Here is a 25,602-nt window from a genome sequence, read left to right on the forward strand (position 1 = left end):
AATGAAACGATATATAAAACTTTTGATGATTTCCTTATTGCCTTTTCTTTTCTCCTGTAAAAAGGATAAACACAGCATGGGAGAGGTTCTCGATAAATCTGAAATCAAATTTTCAGTCCTGCAGGATTTGAAAGCCGATGCAGGTGGCAATACCGTGATCTTGAAAAATATGACACCCGGTACTTTGCCTATGTGGGATTACGGCACCGGAACCTCTACAAAAATGACCGATACGGTGAGGTTTGCTTTTGCCGGTGATTATGTAGTTCGCTTTTCCGTTGCTACAGGTGGACGTGTGGTTAAACTTGATTCAGTGGTTGTGAAAGTAACGCAGGATAACCTGAACTATGTGAATGATCCGCTATGGACAGCACTTACGGGAGGCGTTGGCAAGGAAATGGAATGGGTATTGGATACAGAAGCGAAATTCTTCAATGGACCTATGTACTTTTATGGAACCAATATTGGCTGGCTGAAAGCAGGAGGGCCATGGAAGGATGGTGCAGTGCAGACCGGCTGTTATGGCAGCGATTGCTGGGTCTGGGAAGCGGGTTTGGGGGATACTTATCCAAATAATATGACTCAGGGTAATTATGGGTCCATGACTTTCAGTTTAAAAGGAGCAGCAGTTTTTAAAGCGGTTAAGCCGATGGAAAACATCGGCAGTCAGACCGGAACTTATTTTTTAAATGTTGCCGGAAAAATTCTGACCATTAACAATGCTACGATCTTAAGAGGATATAAACCTGCAAAAAATGGCATCACAGGGATCAGCAACTGGACAAATTACAAGATCTTGTCGCTGGACGAAAATACAATGCAATTGGGGGTGTTGAGGGATAAAGATGTAGATGGGGAAGGGCCTGCGATGATCGTTTATAACTTCCTGACTAAGACGTTCTCGGAAAATTATGTTCCACCGGTGACCGGACCTGACGAAGGTTTTGATCCGACGTTTAAGGCCGGAGAGTTATTGAGCATGCTGAGCGGGACTGGTACTGCCGGAAGACTTTGGAAGATCGATGCAGAAGGTAATCCCATCGACTGGATCGCTAAAGGTAAAGGCTGGACCAAATCTCATAACGATAGCCGGGACTGGGGATGGAACAATGCCCTGGATGTAGTTGCTAAAGATTCCTGGATATTGTTTAGTCGTATAGGGGGATTGAAGTATACCAGAAATCAACATGGTGTAGTCAGTTCAGGAACTTTTACGATTAATGAACAGACGAACGAAGTGACTTTAAACGGTGAATTATTAATCCAGTTTCCCGGAAGCTTTATTACACCGGTTAAGAACACTTTTAAGGTAGTGAAAGCTTTTCCAGGTAAGGTAGAAAGTAAAGGCATTTGGTTCGGTACCGATTATAATGTCGAAAAGGATGAATGGTTCGCTTTCCACTATATACTATAAATATGCGCTCGATATATTAATTTAAACCCTTCAGGAGCTTGTTTTAATCGACGGCTCCTGATTTTTTTGTTTTTTGTGTCTTCCTAAATTTATAGATTTAGGGAGAATATCTTTTAATATGTCAGTTACAAATCTATTCCTGGTTTTAATTAGCGGATTCGGACTGCTCCATGGATTTTTCCTGGGCATTTACCTGTGGAACTCTTCAAAGGGCAAGCTCATTTCCAACAGGATACTCAGCCTGATGTTGTTTGTACTTACTTTTCGTATTGGTAAATCCGTTATTCTGGAATTTGCAAACCATATTGACTTACAACTGATATTTACCGGACTTGCAGCTTTGCTCCTCATTGGCCCGCTCTATTATGGATATACCTGCTCCGTTTTGAATAAATCATTTCAGTTGAAGAAAGGTATGGGGGTACATTTTCTGCCATTTTTGGCTGCATTTTCCGGTGCTTTAATGATCGATAAGGAATGGATCAAAACGACACCAACCTGGGTGTTTGTCCTGATGTTTGGTCTGTATTATGGTCATTATTTTTTTTATCTGTTGATGGGTTTCCGCTACATACATCGGATTAAAAAAGAAACAGGGAAGACTTCAGAAATACAATGGCTAACCCTTTTATGTTATGCATTAACCGCAATTTGGGTCGTTTATGTGCTAAATATTATGGAAGACAAGATCCCTTACATTATTGGACCGGTATTGTATGCTGTAATTGCCTATGGGGTGACCTGGATCTTTATCAAAAGAGGATACATCGAGGCTCAGTCTACCGCTAAATATCAGACGACACCACTGAGTCAGACAGAAACAGAGGAGATTTTTGAAAATATAAAGAAGCTTGTGACAGAGGAAGAGTTGTACAAAGATGCTGATCTTAGCCTGGCCATATTGAGTAAACGTTTAAAAGTCAGCACCCAAAAGGTTTCCATGGCGATTAACTTTTGTTACCAATCAAATTTTAACAATTTTATCAATCAATACCGCATCTCTCATGCCTGCACCTTGTTTGCAGATCAAAGTTTTCAGCATTACAACATTTCCTTTATTGCTTACGAATCCGGCTTTTCCAGTCTGAGTAGTTTTAATAGTGCATTTAAGAAGGCAACAGGAAGTACCCCCTCGTCCTTTCGCAAAGAACTGGAGAAAAATAAAACAACAGCTGTGTAAAAAATATCAGCTTAATGACCATTTTGACTGACGAAATGATCATATAAGAAGATTTGTCCTTCATTTTAACCTTGTTTTACATCAAAAACATAAAATGAAAAAGATGATTCTTATGGCATTCATTGCCCTTATGACCTTAAGCACAGCCACTGCCCAAATGCAGTCGTTTAAATTTAAGCAGAACAAAAGGAAATATATCGTATACCTTCCGAAGGCTTACGATGCAAAAAAAACATACCCGCTCCTTTATAATTTTCATGGGGGAGGAATGACGGCAACAGAACAAATGTTCTATTCAGGAATGAATAAGTCTGCCGATAAGTTTAATTTTATTGTGGTTTACCCCGCTGGTATCCATGCGGATTGGAATGTAGGATTTGAAATGTCGTATTTAAATGGGACCGACGATGTTGGCTTCATTAAGGCCCTGAATGATACTTTAAGGAGGCGTCATCACATTAATCCTAAAGCGGTATTTGCTACGGGCTTGTCAAGAGGAGGATTCTTTTGCCACCGTCTCGCGACCGAAATGCCGGAAACCTTCGCTGCAATCGCTTCAATAGGAGGGCCCTTGCCGGACTCCGTAAAATACTATAAACGTTCAGACCAAAAAATTGCGGTGATGCAGGTGTCAGGAACAGCAGACCAGGTGGTTAACTACCATGGAAAAGCAGGTGCTTACAGTTCTGCATTGTCGACTTTCGACTATTGGGTTTCGCATAACCGCCTTTCTTCAAAGCTGAAAAAAGAAAAATTAGTTGACCGGGACAAAAAAGATGGCACCTCGGTACTGATTACTGAAGTTACTGATCCGGAGGCCGGGGTAATGCTCGTTAGCATTCAGAACGGCGGACATACCTGGCCGGGAAGCGATCCTTTTAATATTGGCTTTCCGCTTGGAAAAACAACCACTGAGATCAATATCAATGCGCTCATGTGGGATTTTTTTAGCCGAAATAGGAAGCCCTGATACCGGGGCTAACTTTCCCTCACGATCAATTCTGTATTTAAAATCTTTTTCTCGAATTCTTCAACCGGATATTTGGCTTCAATAAGTTTGATCAGCATTTGTGTAGCCACCTGTCCGATTTCAAAAGCAGGCTGTCGAACCGACGTGAGCGACGGGTTAAATAAATCCAATACATCTGAGTTGCTAAATCCTGCAATGCCTATTTCTTCAGGAACTTTGATCTTTAACTTTTTAAACACCGTCAGACAGCCTGTACTCAGACGATCGCCGGCGACAAAAATCGCATCCGGTTTCTCAGGGAGTGCAAGGAGCTCCTTAATGGCATTCTCCAATTCTTCATAATCCATGCCACCGAAGGGACAATGTTTGATATAATCCGGGTTTAGTGTCAAATGATTGGCTTCCAATGCAGCTTTATAACCCGCTAAGCGTTCAATGGTGATGGATAGATAAGCTGAACTGGTCAAATGAGCGATGCGCTTATATCCCGATTTAATTAAATGTTCCGTAGCTTCAAACGCGCCTTTCTCATTATTGGCAATCACTTTATGGGTGTTGATCTCATCCGCCACGCGGTCAAAGAATACAATCGGCAAACCCCGGGCATGCAATGAGGTCAGGTGATCCAGGTTTTTAGTTTGTGAGGAAAGGGAAACCAATAATCCATCCACGGATCTGGAAGCCAGGTGTTGAACGTTAATGACTTCCCGTTCAAAAGATTCATGTGTTTGTGAAAGAATAACATGATAGCCACGGTCATAGGCAATAGATTCGATGCCATTGATTGCCTGCGAAAAATAGCTGTTGGCCACCTCGCTTACGATTACGCCAATAGACTTACTGCGGCGTTCTTTTAAGCTTAAAGCAATAGGATTGGGCTGGTAATTGATTTCTTTGGCATAAGCGAGAACAATCTTTTTGGTGGCAGCGCTGATTTCATGCGTATCTCTCAACGCCCTTGAAACGGTCGAGGTAGAAAGCCCCAGGGCTTTGGCAATATCTTTTAAAGTGGTGGACTCAAACATACAAAAAGATCAGTTTCGTAATGATACTATTTTTTTTTAAACCTAAAGATAAATTTTTGATCTGGCTTTTGGCAACGTTGTCGGGAACGATTGCACAGATTTAGTGCTCCATACTTTAATGTTTATAAAAAAAACAATGTAGAATTGTTAAAGGAAGACTGCAATAGTTAACCGAAAAAACCAAATATTACTTAATGTATGAAAAGAGTTTTACTATTCTGTAGTATGCTGATCCTTATGATGGGGTTAGCTCGAGCACAACAAACAAGACAGATTTCTGGAAAAGTAACAGATAAAACGACTAAAGGTCCCATTCCTGGCGTATCTGTTACCCTTAAAGGTACGACAACCACAGTCAGTACCGATGAAAAAGGGCAGTTTAAAATCAATGTTCCCCTAAACGGAACGGTAGTTCTGCAAGCCAGATATATCGGCTATAAGGTCCTGGAGAAAACAGTTGGAACGGAAACCAGGCTGGACTTCTTTTTAGAAGAAGAAGTTTCTGCTTTGAATGAAGTCGTCATCAATATCGGTTATGGAACCGTAAAGAAAAAGGATTTAACGGGTGCGGTTTCTTCCGTAGCTGCGGATGTAATTGCAGCAGCACCGGTATCTTCCGCTTTGGAGGCCATCCAGGGTAGGGTTGCCGGAATCAATATCTCCTCAACAGAAGGTTCTCCGGATGCAGAGCTCACGGTGAGGGTACGTGGAGGTGGTTCTATTACCGGCGACAACTCTCCGTTATATATTGTTGATGGATTTCCGGTATCCTCCATTGCAGATATTGCTCCGCAGGATATAGAAACCATTGACATCTTAAAAGATGCGTCTTCTACAGCTATATACGGCTCAAGGGGTGCAAACGGAGTTATATTGGTGACCACTAAAAACAGCAAAGACGGTAAAACTACCGTCAGCTATAATGCCTTTACAGGAATCAGAAAAATCGCCAATAAACTGGATGTATTGTCTCCATTAGACTATGCAACCTGGCAATATGAAAGGTCACTTTTAGACAAATCTCCAATTGACTATACCCAGTACTTTGGTACCTATGCAGACATCAATCAATATGCAAGTACTCCTGCAGACGATTGGCAGGACCGTGTTTTCGGCCGTACCGGAAATACTTTTAATCAGAATTTAAACATCAGCGGAGGAGGTGAAAAAACGAAATACAGCATCAGTCATTCTTTTGTTAAAGATAAGGCCATCATGCAGCTTTCAGATTTTGAGAGACAAAACGTCAATTTTAAGCTGAATCACAAATTGTATCAGAAACTGACCCTGGATTTTGGATTTCGCTATGCAGACAATAAAATCAAAGGAAGCGGTGCGAATGAACAGAACGAAATTTCTTCTGCAGATTCCCGCCTGAAATCGGCCATGCTTTATCCTCCTTTTGCGGTTCCTGGTTTAACAACCACTACCGAAACAGATGATGAGTTCAATTTATATAATCCCCTGGTTTCCATTTCTGATAATGACCAGTATATACACCGTAAAACGTATAATATAAACGGAGCAGTTTCTTATGAAATCATTGACAATTTAAGACTGCGCTCAGAAGTTGGTTATGATGCTTATAGAAATGACCAAGATCGTTTTTATGGTACAACTACGTATTATGTAAGGAATGTTCCTTCCGCAACCAATCAGAATCTTCCGGCCATTATTTTCGCGAATACCAATAGAAACAGCTTTAGAAATACCAATACCTTAAATTATAATTTTAGTAAAATCCTGGGTAAAGGACATAATTTAAATGCTTTATTAGGACAGGAATTCATCAAAACTGAGCAAGGTGTATTAACGAATGTAGTTCATGGATTTCCAAAATCATTTACTTTTCAGGACGCCAGGGTATTGTCTACCCAGGGAAATGCAAATTCGATCGACAATAACTTCTCTCCCGATGATAAACTGCTGTCGTTCTTTGGCAGGGCAAATTATGATTACGAAGGGAAATACCTGTTGAGTGCAACATTCAGGGCAGATGGTTCGTCGAAATTCTCTGAAGGAAACCGTTGGGGATATTTCCCCTCCGTTTCAGCAGCATGGAGAATATCTCAGGAAAATTTTATGGGCGATACCAAATCCTGGTTGTCTGACTTAAAACTGAGAGCGAGTTACGGTACTGCCGGAAACAACAATATCCCTTCGGGGCAAATGACACAGACCTTTCAGAACTCGGTGACGACATGGGTTAATGGCTTTGACAATTACTGGGCAGCGTCAAAAACAATGGCCAATCCGGATTTAAAATGGGAAACCACAGTGACCAGAAATTTAGGGCTTGATTTCTCTTTGTTAAACTCAAAACTGACGGGTACTATTGATGCCTATCTGAACCATACCAAAGACTTGCTGATTCAGTTTCCTGTAGCCGGAACGGGTTATGATTTTCAATACCGGAACATTGGGGAAACACAAAATAAAGGACTGGAGTTCTCTTTGAACTGGAATGCAATAAGAAAAACCAATTTCGACCTGTCGGTAAGTGCAAACATTAGTTTTAACAGAAATAAAGTAGTCTCCCTTGGATCTGTTAAAAACTTAAACGGTTCATCCGGTTGGGCATCAACAGAAATCGGTGTCGATTACTTAGTAGAAGAAGGAGCTTCCGTTGGTAGAATTTATGGTTACCAGAACAATGGAAGATATGAAGTTTCCGATTTTCAAAGTTACAATGCGACAACCGGCAACTGGGTGCTGAAACCGGGTGTAGTGGATGCGACTTCATTTATCGGAACGGTTCGACCTGGTACGATGAAAATAAAAGACATTTCCGGTGATGGAAAAATTGACTTGTCAGACAGAAGTGTGATCGGGAATGCCAACCCTTTAAATACCGGTGGGTTTTCTGTGAACTCCAGAATCTACAATTTTGATATCGGTGCCTATTTTAACTGGAGCTACGGAAATGACATCTATAATGCCAATAAAATAGAATATACTTCTACAAGTAAATACAATTCCAGAAATATGATTGCTGAAATGGCTACTGGAAATCGCTGGAACAACCTTCGTTCCGATGGCACGATCAGTAATGATCCTGCTGAACTGACTGCTATGAATGCAAACACAACATTATGGTCGCCTTATATGAAAACGTTTGTATTGAGCGACTGGGCGGTAGAAGATGGCTCATTTTTAAGGTTGTCGACTTTAACACTGGGTTATACTTTACCACAAAATATTGCTGATAAATTGAAAATGAAAAAACTGAGGCTGTATGCTTCTGGCTATAATTTGTGGCTGTGGACCAATTACAGCGGATTTGATCCGGAAGTGTCTACCAGGAGAAAGACAAGCCTGACTCCGGGAGTGGATTATTCTGCCTATCCGAAAAGCAAATCCTTTGTTTTTGGTTTGAATGTTAATTTCTAGGACCTCATTAATTTAAAGAACATGAAAAAGATTATATATACATTATTCCTGCTTGGCGGACTTACGGTGATCAGTAGTTGCAAAAAAGCACTGGATGCGCCTACAAAATCTTCACTCGATGAATCTGTTATTTTCTCTAATCCCGGATTGGCAGAAGGTGCGATTGCAGGCATCATCCAGTCGTTTGGCGAAACCAACTCTTACCGGGGCCGTTTCCTGGTTTTTTACGGAATTAATAACGATACAGAAGTTAACAATTCGCTGAAAGCAGTGGACGATGATAAATCGAAGTTGTCGAATTACAATACCAATGTAAACAACGGCCAGATGAATACGGAAAATAATGCCTGGGCTAAATTTTATGAAGGCATCGAAAGGGCAAATCTGGCAATCAAAGGCATCAGGACCTATGGGAAAATAGAAAGCAATGCGCAAATGGCACAGATTTTAGGAGAAATCTTAACGCTACGAGCCGTATTGTATAACGATCTGATCAAAGGATGGGGAGATGTGCCGGCACGTTTTGAACCGATTACTACGGCAACGACTTATCTGGAACGAAGTGACAGGGATGTGATCTACAAACAGTTGCTGGGGGATTTGGATGAGGCGACGAAATATCTACCCTGGCCAAATGAAAGTTCAGTGACGAGTAATGTAGAGCGGATCAATAAAGCATTTGCAAAAGGGTTAAGAGCCCGTCTGGCTCTAGCTGCCGGAGGATATGCGCAACGTTTGAGTGGAACGATAAACCTGAGTGCAGATCCGGAGCTATCAAGGGAAAAGATGTATGCCATTGCAAAAAATGAATGCCTGGAAATTATAAACAGTAATCGGCTTAAACTCCTGGGCTTTGAAGAAGTATTCAGGAAATTGAATGAAGAAGTTGGTGCGGCTGGTTTAGAGTCGATGTGGGAAATTCCTTTTAGCGAAGGAAGGGGAAGGGTAATTTTTGATCTGGGGGTGAAACACCTGAAAACGGATAAATATACCGGTCAGAATAAAGGAGGAGCGGATGGCCCCAATCCAATCATGTTATACGAATATGATGTGGACGATGTCAGAAGAGATGTAACGGTAGTCCCTTACGAATGGGACGGCGGAAGCGGAGATAAAGGCGGGATCCAGGTGCCCTCTGCACTTGGCCGTTTATACTTTGGTAAATATCGTTATGAATGGATGAAGAGAAGGGTAACTTCAACGAATGATGACGGCTTAAACTGGATGTATATGCGTTATGCAGATGTCGTTTTAATGGCTGCAGAAGCGATTAATGAATTGGATGGTGCAGCTGCCGCAGCACCTTATCTGAAAATGATCCGCGATCGCGCTTTTCCTAATCAGGGGACAAAGGTGGCTGCTTTTATGGCTACGGCAACGGCTTCAAAACAAGCCTTCTTTGAGGCAATTGTGAATGAAAGAGCTTTGGAATTTACCGGAGAAATGCTCAGAAAAGGGGATTTGATCCGCTGGAACTTATTGGGTACCAAATTGGCTGAGGCAAAGGAGAAACTAAGACAACTGGAACGCAGAGAAGGGAAATATGCTAATCTTCCAGCCAAGATCTATTATAAAACACTGGCCAACGGAGAAACAGTCGAAATTTATGGTTTGAAATTCGGTGATACAGATGCGAAAGGCGCTACTTTGGGTTATACCTCTAATAAGGTATGGACCATGTCTGCTTCCAACGATGTTGTAGCCTATTGGGATGCCCTTTTTCAGAAAGATCCAAACAGACAACAATGCTGGCCGATCTGGCAGGTATTCCTGGATTCCTCAAATGGATTGTTGAACAACAGTAATCTGGGACTTTAAGGCATTGCTCATGAAGATTGTACTTGGGGTTATCCTGCCACTTTTTTTTGCGATGATGCCTTCAACACATCGGACGGTTTATATTATTGGCGATTCGACAGCTGCTGATAAAGAGAAGAAAGTGTTCCCTGAAACAGGCTGGGGAATGGAGTTGGGACGTTTTTTTACACCGAACCTGAAAGTAGACAACCGGGCGATGAATGGCAGAAGTACCAGGTCTTTTATCAATGAAAAAAGATGGGCATCTGTTTTAACAGCATTAAAGGCAAAAGACTATGTATTGATTCAATTTGGACATAATGATGAGAAAATTGATAAACCAGGGATTGGAACTTCCCTTGCCGAATACAAACTAAACCTGATCAGATATGTTCAGGATACTCAGGCAAAAAAGGCATATCCAATTTTACTGACCCCTATTGTCCGTCGTAATTTTAAAGATGGTATTTTGATGGATACACATTCGGGATATCCTGATGTAGTCAGGAAACTGGCCGATTCGTTGCACATCCCTTTAATCGATATGCAGGCAAAAACGGAAAAACTGCTGACCGGATTGGGAGAACAGGCTTCCGTTAAATTATTTAACCATGTGAGTGCCGGTCATGTGAATTACCCGGAAGGTAAAAAAGACAATACACATTTAAGTCCGGATGGTGCAAAAGCAGTGGCGGCTTTAGTTGCGGAGGGAATCCTCGAAACAAAGACTGGGCTGGCTGGCTATCTGAAAAAAAAACAGGATTTTAAAGAATGAAAAGGACAACAGAAATTCCCCTGCGTTTTTATCTTTTTGCAGTGCTATGCCTCTTTGGGTTCCTGGCTTTTAAAACGGTAAGGGCACCGGTTCATATTTTTTTGATCGGCGATTCAACCGTTGCCGACTATACTTTGGATTCAGGTTACCTGGAAAAGAAATTCCCCTTAAATGGCTGGGGATAGGTTTTTCAACCCTTTTTTGTAAGAGATAGCCTGGTCAAAGTTCAGCGTCTGATCAAGAGTGACTCGGTATTGATTCTGGACAAGGCAAAAGGTGGGAGAAGTACACGTACCTTTTTTGAAGAAGGCCGATGGGCGGAAGTTCATAAAGCTTTACGTAAAAACGACATCGTCATGATTCAGTTTGGGCATAATGATGCAGCACTGAACAAGCCGGAACGCTACGTCAATATCACAGGGTATAAGGAATTCCTAAGACTGTATGTCAATCAAACCAGGGAAAAAGGAGCAATTCCAATTTTAATCACTCCTGTAAATAGAAATTATCCCTGGAAAGATGGCCGCCTGAGTAATGCTCATGGTGAATATCCGGCTGCGGTTAGGGCAGTAGCCATGGAATTAAAGGTAAAATTGATCGACCTGACACAGCTTTCTATCGCTGCATTTACCGCTAAGGGCGAAGCGGAAGTCAGCAGCCGATATTTTATGAATCTTGAAAAAGGAAAATATCCGGCTTATCCCGGGGGACAAAAGGACAATACCCATTTTCAGAAAGAAGGGGCGATCACCGTTGCAACGCTGGTATTTAACGAAATGACCAAATTATAATGAATAGACTTAAGCTCATTCTGCTCTTAGTTTTTGTTTGCTTCGCGCTTAGGCTCAGTGCTGAAGAACATCCCCTGAACCGATACGATTTTGTGGTTTCCGCAGATGGTACCGGTAATTTCAGGACCGTTCAGGAAGCCTTCAATGCTGTTCCCGATTTTAGAAAAGTAAGCACCACGATCTTTATCAAAAATGGAATTTATAAAGAAAAATTAAACCTCAGCGCTACTAAAAATATGGTTAAGATCATTGGCGAAAGTGTTGATAAAACCATTTTGACTTACGACGACTGGGCACAAAAGAAGAACATATTCGGCGAAGAAAAGGGCACTTCAGGATCTTCGGGCACTTATATTTATGGCAATGGGTTTTCCGCCGAGAACATCACTTTTCAAAATACGGCGGGTCCGGTAGGTCAGGCCGTAGCATTATTTGTTGCAGGAGATCAGGCTAAGTTTACCAATTGCAGGATGTTGGGCTTTCAGGATACGTTGTATACCTATGGTTATGGCAGTCGGCAGTACTATGATAAATGTTATATTGAAGGAACGGTAGATTTCATTTTTGGCGCCTCCACTGCGGTGTTTAACGAATGCGAGATCTTCTGTAAACAGGGAGGCTACATTACCGCCTCTTCATCGCCTGATACTTCCCGGTATGGCTACGTTTTTTACAACAGTAAAATCACCGGAACGGCACCCGAAAATTCGTTTTATTTAGGAAGACCCTGGCGCCCTTACGCTAAAGTAGTTTTTATCAATTGCGATCTGGGGAGCATGATCCGGCCGGAAGGATGGAACAATTGGGGCAAAGAAAGCAATGAGAAAACCGCTTTTTATGCGGAATATAAAAGCAGGGGGAAAGGGGCTAATGCTAAGAAGAGGGTAATCTGGTCGCATCAGTTAAATGAGGCTGAAGTTCTGGAGTATAGTTTAATCAAAGTGCTGAGAGGTTGGAATCCTCAGCATACTAAAACTGAAAGACCATGAAGATGAGCCTGATCTTATTGTGGATTTTTGTGGCCTTTGCGGCAATAGCACAGCCTTTTCCAAAATCATTTAAGGTGGCACAGGATGGGACAGGTGATTTTAAAACCATTCAGGAAGCGGTCAATGCGGTAAGAGATTGGTCGGAAGTTCCAGTGACCATTTACATTAAGAAGGGAGTGTATAAAGAAAAATTAGTCATCCCTGCACAGAAACCGAAGATTTCTTTAATCGGTGAAGATCAAACTCAGTGTATCATAACTTATGATGATTTTTCCGGAAAGAATGGCATCAATACCTATAATTCGCATACGGTTTGGGTAGCAGGAAATGATTTTACAGCCGAGAACTTAACGTTCGAGAATGCCTCCGGACCAGTTGGTCAGGCTGTGGCCCTCCAGGTCAGCGGGGATCGGGCACAGATTAAAAATTGCAGAATTATAGGTAACCAGGATACATTGTTCCCTTCGGCAGATACCAGCCGGCAATATTATCTCAACTGTTATATCGAGGGGACCACCGACTTCATCTTCGGGGCTGCAACGGCAATTTTTGAAAATTGTGTCATTCATAGCAAGAAGAATTCTTACATCACAGCAGCTTCCACAACGCAAGCACAGCCTTTCGGATTTGTGTTTCTCAATTGCAGATTAACTGCAGCACCGGCGATTAAAAAAGTATACCTCGGCAGGCCATGGCGGTCTTATGCAAAAACAGTTTGGATCAATACCGAAATGGGCGCACATATTTTGCCCGAAGGATGGCAGGTCTGGAATCAAAATGAGAACCATAAAACCGCGTTCTACGCAGAGTATGGTTCTTACGGTCCGGGTTTCGTAAAAGAACGCCGCGTGGATTGGTCTGAACAGCTCAGTAAAAGGGAAGCCGAAAAATATACATGGTCAAACATTTTTAAAGGAACCACTGCCTGGATTCCGAAATAACACCTATGAAACTACTACTCTTTACTTTGATCATTTGCTGGTCTGTTTCGGTGAAGGCCCAGATTTCTAAGACCTGGTTACCTGATTTAGGGAACGGAAGTTATAAAAACCCGGTAATCGATGCGGATTATTCAGATCCCGATGCCATTCGCGTCGGCGATAACTATTACCTGGTCTCTTCCAGCTTTGATGCGGTTCCGGGACTGCCTGTTTTACACTCTAAGGACCTTGTGAACTGGACAATCATCGGACATGCCCTGAAAAGACAAACTCCATTTGAACATTTCTCAAAAACACAGCATGGAAATGGCGTTTGGGCACCGGCAATCCGTTTTCATCAAAAGGAATTTTACATCTATTACCCGGATCCGGATTTCGGAATCTATATGATCAAGGCTACAGATCCTAAAGGACCCTGGTCTGAACCGGTCTTAGTAGAAGCAGGTAAAGGTTTGATCGACCCTTGTCCGCTTTGGGATGAAGATGGTAAAGTTTACCTGGTTCATGCCTATGCAGGAAGCAGGGCGGGAATAAAGACAATTATCGTGGTCAAAAGAATGAATGCTGCCGGAGATCAAACAATTGATGAAGGGCAATTGGTCTATGATGGACATGAACTGGATCCTACGATTGAAGGCCCCAAATTTTATAAGAGAAACGGATTCTACTACATTTTTGCACCTGCAGGCGGCGTATCTACGGGATGGCAATTGGTTTTGAGGTCGAAAAACATTTATGGTCCATACGAAAGGAAAGTGGTAATGGATCAGGGAAAAACGACAATTAATGGGCCACATCAGGGAGCCTGGGTAAATACGCCTGCAGGGGAAGACTGGTTTTTGCACTTCCAGGACAAAGGAGCTTATGGCCGTGTTGTTCACCTGCAACCGATGAAATGGCTGAACAACTGGCCGGTGATGGGAACAGACCTGGATGGGGATGGCATTGGTGAACCTGTTTTAACTTATCGTAAGCCAGTGAATACGCCAAAATCCACCAGGATAACACCACAGGAAAGTGATGAGTTTAACGGATTAGATTTAAGTTTACAATGGCAGTGGCAGGCCAACCCAAGAGCAACCTGGTCGTTCAGAAATGTTGAAAAGGGAACATTACGTCTGTTTTCTGTTAAAATGCCGGATAGCGCCAAAAATTATTGGGATGTTCCAAACTTACTCCTGCAAAAGTTTCCTGCCAGCACCTTTACGGTGAGCACAAAGTTGAGCTTTAACCCTAACGTAAAACTTGAGGATGAAAAAACAGGATTGATCATTATGGGAATGAGCTATGCAAATATTGCTCTGAAAAGTAAAAAAGATGGGGTTTATATTGTCTATACCACTTGTAAGAACGCACAGAAAGGGGCGACAGAAAAGGAGCAAATTCTGACTAAGCTGAACGGAAAGGAGGTCTTTTTTCGCGTAATCGTGACCGAAGGCGCAAAATGTCAGTTTAGCTATAGTACAGACGGCGCTGACTTTATTAAGGTAAATGATGTTTTCGAAGCGGAACAGGGGAAATGGATTGGCGCAAAAGTCGGTTTGTTCTGTGTCAGGACAGAGCAAACCAATGATTCCGGCTATTCAGATTTCGATTATTTCAGGGTTTATTAACCGGGATCTCCATGAAAAATTCAGACAATTTCAACCGCAAATAGAATGGCAACGATTGCGTAGTTATTTTCAGTCAAAAGGTTTTATCCTATACTAAAACTATGTAGACTTGCCATTATACATCAGCTAAAACAAACCAATATAAAGTATCGACGAGCATGAAAAAGATTATATTTTCAATTTTTGTATTTCTACTAAGCACCTCATTTTGTGCAAATGCCCAATCTAAAAATGGAACACCTTATTCTTTTAATAACCTTCCGGTCATTGCCAAAACTTCTTTTAAGAAAGACACTTTTAATATTGTTAAATATGGTGCAAAAAATGACGGCTTAACTTTAAATACAAAAACCATTAATGATGCAATCATCGCCTGTCATCAAAAAGGTGGTGGTGTGGTTCTGGTACCAAAAGGAATGTGGCTGACAGGTCCGGTCGAATTAAAAAGCAATGTCAATTTACACCTTCAGGCCAATGCGATTTTGCAGTTTAGTAGTGATTTCGACCAGTACCCTTTGGTGGCAAGCAATTGGGAAGGTCTACCTCAAATGCGTAATCAGTCGCCCTTGTGGGCAACAAATCAGCAAAATATTGCCATTACAGGTTTAGGAATTATAGATGGAGCCGGAGATGCCTGGAGAATGGTTAAGAAAGAAAAGCTGACGGAAAGTCAATGGAACAAGCTTATTTCTTCAGGTGGAATCGTATCGGAGGATAAAAAGATATGGCATCCATCTGAAAAGAATTTCAAGGGATCAAAATTGAAAAATCCTGGAGAGATCACACCGGATAAAACACCGGAGTTTTATCAGTCCATCAAAGATTTTCTAAGACCAAATCTATTGGTTTTTACTTCCTGTAAACGGATTCTACTGGAAGGAGTAACGTTCCAGAATTCACCCGCCTGGAACATTCATCCCTTGATGTGCGAAGACCTGACGGTGAGAAATGTTTATGCTAAAAACCCATGGTATGCCCAAAATGGTGACGGTATAGACATTGAGTCTTGTAAGAATGTATTGATCGAGGGCAGTACTTTTGATGTTGGTGACGATGGAATTTGCATAAAATCCGGTCGTGATGCCGCGGGGAGAAAGCGTGGAATGCCTACGGAAAATGTTATTATCCGAAACAGTACCGTTTATCATGCACATGGCGGATTTGTAATTGGAAGCGAAATGAGCGGTGGGGCAAAAAACATCTTCGTATCGGATTGTTCCTTCATCGGTACAGACATTGGCCTTCGTTTTAAAACAACCAGAGGCAGAGGAGGAGTAGTGGAAAATATTTTCATCAAGAACATCAACATGAAGGACATCATCGGGGAAGCGATTTTATTTGACATGTATTATGCCGCGGTAGATCCGGTACCCTTGAAAGGCGAAAAAAGAGAAGCACCCAAAGTAGTCCTTTTGCCGGTAACCGAAGAAACACCTGTTTTCAGGAATTTTGACATCAAAAATGTAGTTTGTGACGGCGCAGCGAAAGCGATTTTTGTAAGAGGGCTTCCGGAATTGAGCATCAGCAATATCAAATTCGAAAACCTGACGATTAAGGCAAAAGAGGGAATAGACATTCAGGAAGCAAAAAATATAAGTTTAAGCAATGTGAATCTGTACATCTCAGATGCCCATCCATTGATCAATATCCAAAACGGAAATCAACTCAATTTTAAGAATATCAGTTACAACTCTGCTGATTTACTGTTCCGTATCAGCGGAGATAGAAATAGTGGAATCACTTTAACAGGTACAGACCTTTCGAAAGCAAAATCTAAAAATGAATTTCTGGCTGGTGCTACCGAAAAATCACTGCAGATCAATAAATAATATGCTGATGACCGATAAAAATCAAATTATATACTGATGAAAAAATCAAGCGTTAAATATTTTGCAGCAGCCTTAACTTTAGGCTTATCCTTTTCTGTAAAGGCTCAGGATCAGCTGGCTGAAAAAATGGCGGCAACTGTCATATCGGTTTGGAATGATACAGCCGGTACGACACCAAGCTTAACTCCCAAAAAATGGTCTTATGATTTAGGCGTAGTGTATGAAGGTTTGGAAGGCATTTGGAAAAGAACTGGTGATGCGGGCTATTTCAAGGCGATGCAAAACAATATGGACCGTTATCTTTCCAAAGATGGCAGCATCATTAATTATAAACCTACGGATTTTAACATCGACCATGTTAAAAACGGACGCACACTATTGACCTTATACAGGGTAACTGGCCAGCAAAAATATTTTAAAGCAGCTACTGCACTCTGGGATCAGTTACAGCAGCAACCACGGACCAAAGAAGGAGGGTTTTGGCATAAAAAAATCTATCCGAATCAGATGTGGCTGGATGGGTTATACATGGGGGAGCCCTTTTATGCAGAATACGCCGCAATGATCAAAAATGAAAAGGCATTTGACGACATCGCGAATCAGTTTATCTGGATGGAAAAGAATTCCAGAGACCGCAAAACAGGATTAATGTACCACGGGTGGGATGAATCGAAAAAAGAACAATGGGCAGATAAAACGACGGGACGTTCGCCACATTTCTGGGCAAGGGCAATGGGCTGGTATGGAATGGCGTTGGTGGATGTTCTGGATAATTTCCCGCAGAACCATCCAAAACGTAAAGAATTGTTGGCCATCCTTCATCGTTTTGCCGTTGCAGTGCAAAAAGTACAAAGCCCGAAAACGGGATTATGGTACGACATTCTGGACCTGCCTCAGGGGAAGGGGAATTATTTTGAATCCTCAGCCTCCGGTATGTTCGTCTATACTTTCGCCAAGGCAGTAAGAAAGGGCTATCTGCCAGGTACTTATTTCTCTATAGCGAAAAAAGGATATGAAGGGATGCAAAATACCTTTATTGAAAAGGTAGATGAAAATCGGGTAAACCTGACCAGAACCGTAAGTGTTTCCGGCTTAGGTGGCAAACCTTATCGTGATGGAAGCTACGCTTATTATTTAAGCGAAAAGGTGGTAACCAATGATGCAAAAGGAGTAGGTGCATTTTTGCTGGCCGCTAATGAAATGGAAATTGCAGTCCTGCCGAAACCTGGTCTTGGTAAAACCGTGATGCTGGATTCCTATTTTAACAATGAAGTTAAAAAAGACCAGACTGGAAATGATCTTTCATGGCATTACAAATGGGAAGAACAGGGAAATACCGGATTTTCGTTCTGGGCAGGACTGTTTAATAACGCAGGTTTCCAGACAAAAACGCTGTATGACGCGCCAGCTACTGCCAATTTAAAAGAAACTTCGGTTTATATCATTGTTGATCCTGATTTCGAGAAAGAAAATCCAAGTCCCAATTTTATAACTACGGTGCACATTAAAGCAATTGCCGACTGGGTAAAATCTGGTGGAACTCTGGTTTTAATGGCCAATGATGCAGGCAATACAGAGCTTAAACATTTCAATGGTCTCGCTTCGAAATTTGGGGTATTTTTTAACGGAGACAGCAAAGGCAGAGTGCCTGTACCAGGGAACTTTGAAACCGCTAAGTTGGAGGTTCCGGAAGGTCATGAACTGTTTAAAAATGCAAAAAATCTGTTCATCAAGGAATATAGCAGCTTAAAACTTTCGGAGCCTGCAACATCCATCTTGAAAGACAAGGACGGAGCGGATGTCATGGCGGTCAGCCGATTTGGCAAAGGAACAGTGTATGTGATCGGCGATCCATGGTTGTACAATGAATATCTGGATGGGAGGAAATTACCTGCAGTATATGATAATTTCAAAGCAGCGCAAGACCTGCTGAACTGGTTGGGGAGTTTATAATAGGAGAGGAATGAAAAAAATTATATTTTATACGTTAAGCTGTATCGGCTTCTGCTCCTGTGCGGCCGCACAGGATGCAGCTCAAAGCGAAGTCAGGAAAGACCTGATCGCAGAAAGAATGCTGGTTTATCAACTTGACAATGGGGGGTGGCCAAAACAACTTCGGGATGGCAGTGTCGTCAAATACGAAACACAGATTGATGAAGCTTTAATGGCCAGGATAAAAGCTACTTCTGAAAAACATGCAACCATAGACAATCGCGCCACAAGCCGGGAGATCAATGCACTGGTGAAAGCCTATAAAACAACGGCTAACAAAGCGTATTTAGCGGCAGCAGAAAAAGGAGTAACTTACCTCCTGAAAGCTCAGTATGCCAATGGCGGCTGGCCCCAGTATTATCCTGATCAAAGTATTTACAGAGCAGAAATCACTTATAATGATGATGCCATGGTAAATGTGCTGAACATCATGTTAAATATTGCGACACAAAGCAATGATTTTGATGTACTCTATAAATCCTTCGCAGGCAAAGCGGAGGATGCGGTTAAAAGGGGAATAGATTGTATCTTAAAAACGCAGGTCATACAAAATGGAAAACCAGGCATTTGGGCTGCCCAATACGATCAAAATACATTTAAACCTGCAAAGGCAAGGAATTTTGAACCCGCCTCTTTGAGCACTTCGGAATCGGTTGGGGTAGTCAGGTTTTTAATGCGGATCCAAAACCCGGAACCTGCGATAAAGAAATCAATTTCCAATGCAGTCGACTGGTTTAAGCAAGCAAAAATTACGGGTTATAGATTTGCAGAATTACCTGATAAAAAGGACCGGGCGCTCATTGAAGATCCAACTGCAGTCATCTGGGCGAGGTTTTACGATTTCAAAACCAACCAACCCATTTTTGGTGACAGAGACCATTCTATAAAATCAAATGTTGCCGATATCAGCTTCGAACGAAGAAATAATTATGCCTGGTATGGCATTTGGCCAAATAACCTTCTCCTTAAAGATTTCCCTAAGTGGCAAAAAGCCAACCCTTAATTTACTGAAAATGATCTTATCTCAAGAAAATTTAAAACTCCTGTCGAATGGGGTGATAAAGATGCCTGCTGCAACCAGCTTTGAACTTCCTGAAAAGGTATTACAATTTGGAACCGGTGTTTTACTTCGGGGGCTTCCCGATTATTTTATTGATAAAGCCAACCGCGAGGGGATTTTCAATGGACGTGTGGTGGTCGTAAAATCAACAGGCAATAATACCGAAGAATTTGATCAGCAGGATTCACTATATACACTCTGCGTTCGTGGTATTGAAGGGGGAGTTCCGGTATCGGAAAACATCATTTCATCGGCCATCAGCAGAGTCATCGCCGCTAATCGGAACTGGGAGGAGGTCCTGGACATCGCCGGATCCGAAGCACTGCAGCTGATCGTTTCCAATACAACCGAAGCAGGTATACAATTGGTAAAAGAGCGAATTGGTCAGGCTCCGCCACTTTCTTTTCCTGCAAAGGTATTGGCAGTATTGTACAGGAGATATCAGGTTTTTAATGCAGCTGAAAATTCAGGTCTGGTAATCATTGCAACAGAGTTGATTCCTGATAATGGCAGAAAGCTGGGACAAATTGTATTGGAATTGGCCCGTTTTAATGAGCTGGAGGAAGAATTTATTTCCTGGTTGCAGGAGCATAATCGTTTTTGTAATTCACTGGTAGATAGAATTGTGCCGGGTAAGCCGGATGAAGCGATGCTGATGGCACTGAAAGAAGAACTGGGCTATACAGATCATTTGTTATCCATGACAGAACCTTATCGTTTATGGGCGATTGAAGGGGATGAAAAAGTGGCGGAAATTTTATCATTCGCGAAGGCTGATCCGGGAGTGGTCATTGCAGAAGACATCGAAATATATAGGGAATTAAAAGTAAGGCTGTTAAACGGTACACATATTTTAAGTTCCGGAATTGCATTTTTATCTGGTATAGATACCGTTACAAATGCCATGAAAAATGAACAGCTTAAGACGTACATCGACGTTTTAATGGCAACAGAAATTGCTCCGGCAATACCTTATCCGGTAACTGAAGCACAAACTACCGCTTTTGCCGATACGGTGAAAGACCGTTTCGCAAATCCCTCAATAGCACATTTGTGGCTGAACATTACTTTTCAGTATACCATGAAAATGAAGATCCGCATTTTGCCATTGCTTTTAAATCATTACCAATTGTTCAATCATGTTCCCGGAAATATTGCCTTTGGCTTTGCTGCTTACCTGATGTTCATGAAGGCAGATTTACAAAAGGAAGGAAAATACTACGGTACTTATCAAAATGCCAGTTACCTCATTAATGATGACCAGGCGGCTTATTTCGCTGATAAAATAATACAGGATCCTGAAAACTATGTTCAGAATATACTGAGTGATACCGGTTTCTGGGGCATGGACTTAATGGCATTAACCGGATTTATTCCGGCAGTTAAAAACAAATTTGAGGACATTGAAATAAAGGGTATGGCCATGGCATTGGCAGGATTGGGAAAGCGGAACAAACCACAGGTTTTAAAAATACATCCCAAGGATAATGTCCTTGTGGCACTCTGTGATTTGAAAGCAGGGGAAAAGGTGGAATATCAGGGTACCTCTTATTTATTGCTGGAGGATGTGCAGGCAAAGCATAAATTTTACATGACGGATATGAATGCCGGAGACGAGGTACTGATGTATGGGACCTTAGTAGGTAAAGTACAGTATTCGCTTCAGGCGGGTGCGTTGATGACTACCGATAATTTGAAACATGCAGCAGCGCCGTATCAATACCGTCCCTATAATTACAGCTGGACAGCTCCGGATGTGAGTAAATTTGAAGGCCGTACTTTTAATGGTTACCATCGTGCTGATGGCAGGGTAGGAACGGCAAATTACTGGTTGTTCATTCCCACTGTATTTTGTGAAAACCGCAACCTGGACGTGATTCGGGAGACATTACACAACGAATTGGGATATGCGGTTACCGCGAAATACAAAGCCTATGCGCAGGAGCTCATTGCGGCATTTAAAAATGGTACAGACATTTCCAGCTTAACCGCACCGGCATCTTTTGAGGAGCATAGAAACGAAAGACCATTTAAAAACATTGATGGGATTAAATTTTTGAATCATCAGGGTGGATGCGGAGGAATCAGGCAGGATGCAGCGGTATTGAGCAAATTACTGGCTGCTTATGCGGACCATCCCAACGTAGCTGGTGTGACCGTTTTAAGTCTGGGCTGTCAGAACCTGCAGGTACAGGATTTCAGAAATGACCTGCAGGAAAGAAATCCGGACTTTGATAAGCCCTTGTATATTTTTGAACAACAACAGTCGCAGAGCGAAGAGCACATGATTGCTGAAGCCATCAGAAAGACTTTTGAAGGTTTGGTAGAGGCGAACAAGATAGAACGTTCGCCGGCACCATTAAGCAAACTGAATATTGGTGTGAAATGCGGTGGTAGTGATGGGTTTAGTGGCATTTCTGCCAATCCGGCTGTGGGTTATACTTCTGATTTGCTGGTTACCCTGGGTGCAACAGTTTTATTGGCGGAATTTCCGGAGTTATGCGGCGCCGAACAAAACCTGATCGACCGCACAAAAGAGGAAGGAGCCGCAAAGAAGTTCATTCATTTGATGAGGGCTTACAGTGAGGCAGCGGAGCATGCAGGATCTGGTTTCCACATGAATCCATCTCCCGGAAACATCAAAGACGGATTGATTACCGATGCTATTAAGAGCAATGGTGCCGCAAAGAAAGGAGGGACCTCGCCAGTTGAAGACGTACTGGATTATACCGAACCCGCCACCAAAGTCGGATTAAATCTGGTCTGTACGCCAGGAAATGATGTGGAGGCAACAACAGGTAAGGCTGCCAGTGGGGCAACCTTAATCCTATTTACGACCGGATTAGGCACGCCTACAGGAAATCCGGTATGCCCGGTGATCAAGGTAGCCACCAATAATGCCCTGACCAAACGAATGGGGGATATCATCGACATCAATACCGGTCCGGTGATAGAAGGGGAGAAAACCATTGAAGAAATGGGGGCTGATATTTTGGAATATTGCATCAGGGCCGCAAGTGGTGAAGTGATTCCAAAATCGGTACTGCTCAATCAGGATGATTTTATCCCATGGAAAAGAGGCGTTTCTTTATAGCCTCTTTCTCATCATGATGTCGGTCTGCTCATCCTCGCCCATTTTAAAGAGGTGTTGACCGAAGGGAACAAATCCATTCCTGGTATAGAATTTTATGGCTCTTGGATTCTCTTCCCAAACACCCAGCCAGATGGAGGATTTTTTTAATAGTCCGGCTACTTCCTGCGCTTTTTCATACAGGAGTTGTCCGACTTTTTTACCGTGGTAGGCACTTAAGACGTAAATCCGCTCTATTTCGAGCGAGCTTTCCTCCTGTAATTCGGTCTGCGCCTGCCCTGTATTTACTTTAAGATAGCCGATGGCACGCTGATCTTCCCATGCAATGTAGAACTGCGAATCCGGCTGCTCAATTTCTGCGCTCAGTTTCTCCTGATTGAAATTTTCATCCAGGTATTTTTTCATATCGGCCGCAGTGTTGCTTGCTGCAAAGGTCTCAAAAAATGTTTCTTTCCCGATTTGCTGTATCGTTTCGATCTCCCTGATCGAGGCTTTACTGATTTTAATGTATTCCATAATGGGCTTTGATTTCTTAAGTTATAGTTTTCGGATGTAAGTTGCCAGGTCATTTTCAACGCTATTGTTCGTTTTTTCCAGATGTTCAACAATCCGCTGTCGCTCTGCTTCGGTTTTATTCTGGCTTAATTTTTTCTGTCCCTGCAAATCGGTTACTTCCAGTTCAAACGCTACGATGCCCCTCATCATCCCTTTTTTAAATTTGTCGGAAAGGCTGTTCCATTGTGCCAGGTAATCCCGGTCATAAAAGCTAATCATCTCTTCCAAAACCTTGATTTTGGAACTTTCCTCCTCAAGAACTTTTGCTTTACCATAGGCATGCACTGAAATGTAATCCCAGGTTGGAACGCTCTCTTTTTTATCATAATGACTGGGTGATATATAGGCATGTGGTGCTGTGAACAGGACTAAAGAAGTATTTGCTTCGATGTATTTTGCCTGCTCATTGGCAATGGCAAAATGAGAACTTAGAACTAATTTACCTGAATTGTTATCTATATAAAATGGTAACTGGGTGGCAATGGGAATATGCTCCTTATTGGTAATGATCGTTGCAAAACTGTATTGCTTCATGAAAGCAATTTTTTCCGCTTCGTCCTTAAACTGAAATTGATTCGGTATGTACATAAAACTAATGCTCCTTCCTTTTGTTTCCTCAAAAATACCCCATAATTGGATTACCTTTGTAGACCAATATTAATAAAATGAATAGTCCAATTTCTCTGCAGCTTTTCACTGAAATCTCATTCATCTCCTCTTCCGGCAGGTCTCTTTATTTGCAGCTTTCGGATGCAATTTTGTCCTTCATCAAAAATGGAAAATTACGCTCTGGACAAAAATTGCCTGGTTCAAGAGACGTTGCCGCCTTATTGAAAATTAACAGGATTACCGTTGCTAAGGCCTATGAAGAATTGCAGACACAAGGCTGGCTGGAAAGCTTCGTTGGCAATGGCACGTTCGTCTCCTCACACATTGTAGATCACGAACCCGAAAACCTGGGTGGGAGCCTTGTACCTGCTTCATTAAAAAAGGCTGGCTTTAGCATGCCATCGATGAACTACCTGGATAAGGCTTTCGACAATCCTGTTACGGAACTTCATTTAGACGATGGTTATCCGGATCCCAGACTGGCGCCATTAAAGGAATTTTATCGGGCTTACCGTACCCAGTTAACGCGAAGCGGATTATATGATAAATTTGGCAGTTACAGCAATTCTGCTGGTCCTGGTTATTACAGAGAAGCGATAGCCGACTATCTTAATGAAACGCGGGGTTTAAAAGCAAAGGCAGGTAACATTCTTTCTGTGAGGGGAACTTTAATGGGGATTAACCTGGTCTGTACTGCACTGATTAATCCAGGTGATGTCATTGTTTCGGGGATACCGGGCTGGAAAAGAGCCGAACATAATTTTATTCACGCCAGAGCCAGACATATCGGGATAAAAGTAGATGAATACGGGATCGTTGTAGATGAACTGAAAGAAATCTGCAGGAAACAAAAGGTGAGGATGGTTTACGTCACACCGCATCACCATTATCCGACTACAGTGTCGCTCCGGATTGACCGTAGATTAGAATTATTGCGGCTCGCTAATGAATATGGATTCATCATTTTTGAAGATGACTACGATTTTGATTTTCACTATAAACACCGTCCGCTATTGCCACTGGCCAGTGCCGATGAAAACGGTATGGTCATTTACTGCGGATCATTCGGCAAAAGCTTTTCCCCGGCTTTTCGCATGGGATATCTGGTGGCTTCAGAAAATGTGATCCAGCACCTTGCCAGGGTTCGGATTCTGTTGGATAGGCAGGGAGACCACATTTTAGACCATGCAATGGCCGAACTGTTGAATGATAACACCACACAACGTTACCTCAGGAAGGCGTTGACTGTATATGAAGAAAGACGTGATCTTTTCTGTGAATTGCTAAGTACTGAACTGAAAAATGGCGTAAATTTTACCGTTCCTGAAGGCGGGATGACCGTTTGGACGGAATTTGATCCATCAGTAAACCTGGAAATCCTGGCAAAAAAAGCGTATGTCAAAGGACTGCACATATCCGATGGCAAAGCACACCAATATTCTGACTATAAAACCAATGCGATTCGTTTGGGCTTTGCCTCTTCTTCAAAGGAAGAATTGATCAGGAGCGTGGAAATTCTCAAAGGGTTGATCTGATGATCTTTCTGTAAGTTCAGGAAACAGGCCGGATCGAAAAACGATC

At 42.2% G+C, this 25,602-nt stretch carries 19 protein-coding genes and 1 pseudogene; 17 read left to right on the forward strand and 3 right to left on the reverse strand.

The genetic code is table 11. The features are described from left to right. Position 1 precedes the first annotated feature (1 nt). The 3 genes from AAFF35_RS11805 to AAFF35_RS11815 all read left to right on the forward strand — a co-directional run bounded on the left by AAFF35_RS11805 (position 2) and on the right by AAFF35_RS11815 (position 3,564). A complete protein-coding gene (locus AAFF35_RS11805) occupies positions 2-1,414 on the forward strand; it encodes a hypothetical protein (RefSeq protein WP_342332709.1) in 1,413 nt (470 codons plus the stop codon). A gap of 118 nt (positions 1,415-1,532) precedes the next feature. Next, a complete protein-coding gene (locus tag AAFF35_RS11810; protein WP_342332710.1) occupies positions 1,533-2,594 on the forward strand; it encodes a helix-turn-helix domain-containing protein in 1,062 nt (353 codons plus the stop codon). A 94-nt stretch (positions 2,595-2,688) separates the two neighbouring features. Continuing rightward, on the forward strand, positions 2,689-3,564 hold the full coding sequence (locus AAFF35_RS11815; protein WP_342332711.1) for an alpha/beta hydrolase-fold protein: 876 nt from the start codon (positions 2,689-2,691) through the stop codon (positions 3,562-3,564). 8 nt (positions 3,565-3,572) lie between these two features. Here AAFF35_RS11815 and AAFF35_RS11820 read toward each other — a convergent pair whose 3' ends face one another. Next, entirely contained in the window at positions 3,573-4,589 is a 1,017-nt protein-coding gene (locus AAFF35_RS11820; RefSeq protein ID WP_342332712.1) for a LacI family DNA-binding transcriptional regulator, read from the reverse strand. 198 nt (positions 4,590-4,787) lie between these two features. Here AAFF35_RS11820 and AAFF35_RS11825 point away from each other — a divergent pair, with 198 nt between their 5' ends. The 13 genes and pseudogenes from AAFF35_RS11825 to AAFF35_RS11885 all read left to right on the forward strand — a co-directional run bounded on the left by AAFF35_RS11825 (position 4,788) and on the right by AAFF35_RS11885 (position 22,860). Then, complete coding sequence (locus tag AAFF35_RS11825) at positions 4,788-7,979, forward strand: TonB-dependent receptor (protein ID WP_342332713.1); 3,192 nt, start codon at positions 4,788-4,790, stop codon at positions 7,977-7,979. Positions 7,980-8,000: 21 nt separating this feature from the next. Further along, entirely contained in the window at positions 8,001-9,797 is a 1,797-nt protein-coding gene (locus AAFF35_RS11830; protein WP_342332714.1) for a RagB/SusD family nutrient uptake outer membrane protein, read from the forward strand. Between the two features lie 10 nt (positions 9,798-9,807). Beyond that, positions 9,808-10,551, forward strand: a complete 744-nt coding sequence (locus tag AAFF35_RS11835) for a rhamnogalacturonan acetylesterase (RefSeq protein WP_342332715.1) — start codon at positions 9,808-9,810, stop codon at positions 10,549-10,551. Beyond that, positions 10,548-10,736 carry a hypothetical protein gene (locus AAFF35_RS11840; RefSeq protein WP_342332716.1) on the forward strand — a complete coding sequence of 63 codons (189 nt, stop codon included), beginning with the start codon at positions 10,548-10,550 and terminating at the stop codon, positions 10,734-10,736. The genes AAFF35_RS11835 and AAFF35_RS11840 overlap by 4 nt, the downstream gene beginning before the upstream one ends. Before the next feature lie 69 nt (positions 10,737-10,805). Then, entirely contained in the window at positions 10,806-11,342 is a 537-nt protein-coding gene (locus AAFF35_RS11845; RefSeq protein ID WP_342332717.1) for a rhamnogalacturonan acetylesterase, read from the forward strand. Then, entirely contained in the window at positions 11,342-12,331 is a 990-nt protein-coding gene (locus AAFF35_RS11850) for a pectinesterase family protein (protein WP_342332718.1), read from the forward strand. Before AAFF35_RS11845 ends, AAFF35_RS11850 begins: the two co-directional genes overlap by 1 nt. Then, positions 12,328-13,272, forward strand: coding sequence for a pectinesterase family protein (locus tag AAFF35_RS11855; RefSeq protein WP_342332719.1), 945 nt, complete (start codon positions 12,328-12,330; stop codon positions 13,270-13,272). The genes AAFF35_RS11850 and AAFF35_RS11855 overlap by 4 nt, the downstream gene beginning before the upstream one ends. Before the next feature lie 5 nt (positions 13,273-13,277). Further along, positions 13,278-14,885 carry a glycoside hydrolase 43 family protein gene (locus tag AAFF35_RS11860; RefSeq protein ID WP_342332720.1) on the forward strand — a complete coding sequence of 536 codons (1,608 nt, stop codon included), beginning with the start codon at positions 13,278-13,280 and terminating at the stop codon, positions 14,883-14,885. 158 nt (positions 14,886-15,043) lie between these two features. Then, positions 15,044-16,714, forward strand: coding sequence for a glycoside hydrolase family 28 protein (locus AAFF35_RS11865; RefSeq protein WP_342332721.1), 1,671 nt, complete (start codon positions 15,044-15,046; stop codon positions 16,712-16,714). Between the two features lie 36 nt (positions 16,715-16,750). Further along, positions 16,751-18,667 carry a DUF4350 domain-containing protein gene (locus AAFF35_RS11870; RefSeq protein ID WP_342332722.1) on the forward strand — a complete coding sequence of 639 codons (1,917 nt, stop codon included), beginning with the start codon at positions 16,751-16,753 and terminating at the stop codon, positions 18,665-18,667. Between the two features lie 10 nt (positions 18,668-18,677). Further along, a complete protein-coding gene (gene pelA, locus AAFF35_RS11875; protein WP_342332723.1) occupies positions 18,678-19,709 on the forward strand; it encodes a pectate lyase in 1,032 nt (343 codons plus the stop codon). A gap of 61 nt (positions 19,710-19,770) precedes the next feature. Continuing rightward, a pseudogene (locus AAFF35_RS11880) lies at positions 19,771-21,141 on the forward strand (tagaturonate reductase); the annotation flags it as partial. A gap of 48 nt (positions 21,142-21,189) precedes the next feature. Beyond that, positions 21,190-22,860 (forward strand): altronate dehydratase family protein, encoded by a 1,671-nt coding sequence (locus tag AAFF35_RS11885; RefSeq protein ID WP_342333361.1) that lies wholly within the window; start codon positions 21,190-21,192, stop codon positions 22,858-22,860. Here the strand turns inward: AAFF35_RS11885 and AAFF35_RS11890 are convergent. After that, on the reverse strand, positions 22,855-23,373 hold the full coding sequence (locus AAFF35_RS11890) for a GNAT family N-acetyltransferase (RefSeq protein WP_342332724.1): 519 nt from the start codon (positions 23,371-23,373) through the stop codon (positions 22,855-22,857). The two genes, AAFF35_RS11885 and AAFF35_RS11890, sit on opposite strands and share 6 nt — an antisense overlap. A gap of 21 nt (positions 23,374-23,394) precedes the next feature. Continuing rightward, on the reverse strand, positions 23,395-24,000 hold the full coding sequence (locus AAFF35_RS11895) for an FMN-binding negative transcriptional regulator (RefSeq protein WP_342332725.1): 606 nt from the start codon (positions 23,998-24,000) through the stop codon (positions 23,395-23,397). A gap of 77 nt (positions 24,001-24,077) precedes the next feature. On the opposite strand from AAFF35_RS11895, the gene AAFF35_RS11900 reads away from it, so the two are divergent. Further along, complete coding sequence (locus AAFF35_RS11900; RefSeq protein ID WP_342332726.1) at positions 24,078-25,556, forward strand: PLP-dependent aminotransferase family protein; 1,479 nt, start codon at positions 24,078-24,080, stop codon at positions 25,554-25,556. Positions 25,557-25,602 lie beyond the last annotated feature (46 nt).

It is taken from the genome of Pedobacter sp. FW305-3-2-15-E-R2A2 (genome assembly GCF_038446955.1).
GTDB lineage: Bacteria > Bacteroidota > Bacteroidia > Sphingobacteriales > Sphingobacteriaceae > Pedobacter.

Bases quoted from the DNA above. Each gene is read 5' to 3' on its own strand.
- AAFF35_RS11805 (WP_342332709.1), top strand. From the start codon at position 2: ATGAAACGATATATAAAACTTTTGATGATTTCCTTATTGCCTTTTCTT.
- AAFF35_RS11810 (WP_342332710.1), top strand. From the start codon at position 1,533: ATGTCAGTTACAAATCTATTCCTGGTTTTAATTAGCGGATTCGGACTG.
- AAFF35_RS11815 (WP_342332711.1), top strand. From the start codon at position 2,689: ATGAAAAAGATGATTCTTATGGCATTCATTGCCCTTATGACCTTAAGC.
- AAFF35_RS11820 (WP_342332712.1), bottom strand. From the start codon at position 4,589: ATGTTTGAGTCCACCACTTTAAAAGATATTGCCAAAGCCCTGGGGCTT.
- AAFF35_RS11825 (WP_342332713.1), top strand. From the start codon at position 4,788: ATGAAAAGAGTTTTACTATTCTGTAGTATGCTGATCCTTATGATGGGG.
- AAFF35_RS11830 (WP_342332714.1), top strand. From the start codon at position 8,001: ATGAAAAAGATTATATATACATTATTCCTGCTTGGCGGACTTACGGTG.
- AAFF35_RS11835 (WP_342332715.1), top strand. From the start codon at position 9,808: ATGAAGATTGTACTTGGGGTTATCCTGCCACTTTTTTTTGCGATGATG.
- AAFF35_RS11840 (WP_342332716.1), top strand. From the start codon at position 10,548: ATGAAAAGGACAACAGAAATTCCCCTGCGTTTTTATCTTTTTGCAGTG.
- AAFF35_RS11850 (WP_342332718.1), top strand. From the start codon at position 11,342: ATGAATAGACTTAAGCTCATTCTGCTCTTAGTTTTTGTTTGCTTCGCG.
- AAFF35_RS11855 (WP_342332719.1), top strand. From the start codon at position 12,328: ATGAAGATGAGCCTGATCTTATTGTGGATTTTTGTGGCCTTTGCGGCA.
- AAFF35_RS11860 (WP_342332720.1), top strand. From the start codon at position 13,278: ATGAAACTACTACTCTTTACTTTGATCATTTGCTGGTCTGTTTCGGTG.
- AAFF35_RS11865 (WP_342332721.1), top strand. From the start codon at position 15,044: ATGAAAAAGATTATATTTTCAATTTTTGTATTTCTACTAAGCACCTCA.
- AAFF35_RS11870 (WP_342332722.1), top strand. From the start codon at position 16,751: ATGAAAAAATCAAGCGTTAAATATTTTGCAGCAGCCTTAACTTTAGGC.
- pelA (WP_342332723.1), top strand. From the start codon at position 18,678: ATGAAAAAAATTATATTTTATACGTTAAGCTGTATCGGCTTCTGCTCC.
- AAFF35_RS11885 (WP_342333361.1), top strand. From the start codon at position 21,190: ATGGCATTGGCAGGATTGGGAAAGCGGAACAAACCACAGGTTTTAAAA.
- AAFF35_RS11890 (WP_342332724.1), bottom strand. From the start codon at position 23,373: ATGGAATACATTAAAATCAGTAAAGCCTCGATCAGGGAGATCGAAACG.
- AAFF35_RS11895 (WP_342332725.1), bottom strand. From the start codon at position 24,000: ATGTACATACCGAATCAATTTCAGTTTAAGGACGAAGCGGAAAAAATT.
- AAFF35_RS11900 (WP_342332726.1), top strand. From the start codon at position 24,078: ATGAATAGTCCAATTTCTCTGCAGCTTTTCACTGAAATCTCATTCATC.